This is a genomic window from Streptomyces sp. A1136, from assembly GCF_004795055.1.
Taxonomy (GTDB): Bacteria; Actinomycetota; Actinomycetes; order Streptomycetales; family Streptomycetaceae; genus Streptomyces.
The window spans coordinates 1-1,052 of the sequence record NZ_SSBJ01000103.1; the positions used below are offsets into that span (position 1 = coordinate 1).

1 protein-coding gene is annotated in these 1,052 nt (G+C 71.8%); it reads left to right on the forward strand.

Translation table 11 applies throughout. The features are described 5' to 3' along the window. Positions 1 to 1,052: acyltransferase domain-containing protein (locus E6R62_RS37435; RefSeq protein WP_136217907.1), on the forward strand; the 1,052-nt coding region annotated here is incomplete at both ends.

Here is a 1,052-nt window from a genome sequence, read left to right on the forward strand (position 1 = left end):
GTGGGGGGAAGACGCGGAGGCGCTGAACAAGACGTCCTTCACTCAGCCCGCGCTGTTCGCGTTCGAGGTGGCGTTGTTCCGGCTGGTCGAGGCGTGGGGGGTTACGCCGGACATGGTCGTGGGGCACTCGATCGGTGAGCTGGCCGCCGCGCACGTGGCGGGGGTGCTCTCCCTCGCGGACGCGGCGCGGCTGGTCGTCGCCCGTGGTCGGTTGATGCAGGCGCTGCCGGCCGGTGGCGCGATGGTGGCGGTGCAGGCGACCGAGGACGAGGTGCTTCCCGTCCTCACTGGCGGGGTAGGCATCGCAGCCGTCAACGGGCCGCAGTCCGTGGTGGTCTCCGGTACCGAGGAAGCCGCTTCGGCGGTGGGGGAGCACTTCTCAGCCATCGGCCGTAAGACCAGCCGTCTTGCCGTCTCGCACGCGTTCCACTCGGCGTTGATGGAGCCGATGTTGGACGAGTTCCGGGCGGTGGCCGAGGGGTTGGTCTTCGCCGAGCCGGGTATCCCCGTCGTCTCCACTGTCTCCGGCGAGCTGTCTTCGGAGTGGCAGTCCGCCGACTACTGGGTCGGCCAGGTCCGCGAGGCCGTCCGGTTCGCGGACGCGGTCGTGGCTGCCGAGGCATTCGGCGCGCGTACGTTCATCGAGATCGGCCCGGAGGCGGTGCTCACCGCGCTCGGCGCCGGCTCCGCCACCGCCGAAGACAGCACTTTCGTACCGTTGGTACGCAAGAAGCGCGACGAGCCCGAGTCGCTGCTCGCGGCCGTGGGCCGGCTGTACGCGGACGGGGCCCGGGTGGACTGGGAGGCGTTCTACGCCGGTACCGGCGCCCGCAGGGTCGCTCTGCCCACGTACCCCTTCCAGCGCAGCCGCTACTGGGTGGACGCGGCCAAGCCGGCCACCGATGCCGTCGCCGTCGGGCAGGACGCGTTCGACCACCCGCTGCTCGCGGCGGTCGTGGCGTCCCCCGACTCGGAGGCCGTGACGTTCACCGCCAGGGTCTCCCTGGACGCCCAGCCCTGGGTGGCCGACCACGCCGTGCACGGCTCCGTCC